This is a genomic window from Pseudomonas sp. 32_A, assembly GCF_017490905.1.
Classification (GTDB): Bacteria; Pseudomonadota; Gammaproteobacteria; order Pseudomonadales; family Pseudomonadaceae; genus Aquipseudomonas; species Aquipseudomonas inefficax.
Genome location: NZ_JAFGYI010000153.1, coordinates 1 through 544, shown reverse-complemented (window position 1 = coordinate 544; position 544 = coordinate 1). Strand labels below are relative to the sequence as shown.

General features: G+C 40.1%; 1 protein-coding gene. It reads right to left on the bottom strand.

Features of this window, described 5'->3' with window-relative positions; all coding sequences use genetic code 11:
• Positions 1 to 56: 56 nt before the first annotated feature.
• Positions 57 to 544: hypothetical protein (locus J5M58_RS26040; protein ID WP_207880209.1), on the bottom strand; the 488-nt coding region annotated here is incomplete at its 5' end.

Below are 544 nucleotides of genomic sequence, written 5' to 3'. Positions count from 1 at the left end.
GTCTTAAGGAGTTTCCAGCAATTAATTGCATTTAACGTGAGCATGAATAATTTGGTTTACTCACGTGCGAACGAGATTTCATCGAACGTTCCGTCCGCTTTCAGATCGTTCACAAATCCTCGGTCTAATAGACCCATCTTAACTGGGGTTCTCCATGTCCCACCCATTACAAAAGCAGTTCCAGGACGTACGATTTGCCATACTAATAACTGGATTTGTTTTTGATAGCTACAGTGATCTCGGAAACCAGCAGATGTAATATAGATCTGTGATTTATTCATCTTATCATTAGGGTCAACTTCTCCATTTGCTGCACGACGAGATACGTTCATCATCGGTACGATAACTTGAGAGAATTTTTCCCCATCAACAAGGATAACTTCATCGATAAGTCCAGAGTGTCGACGTCCACCACGGGAACTTTCTTTATTGGCAACAACGTTAAAGATTGATCCATTTTTAAAGATAATCTGTACATCATCATTACCAATTTTAGAACCAGATGGTCCACGATCCCAACGAATTTCATTATGCAATGCTGGAA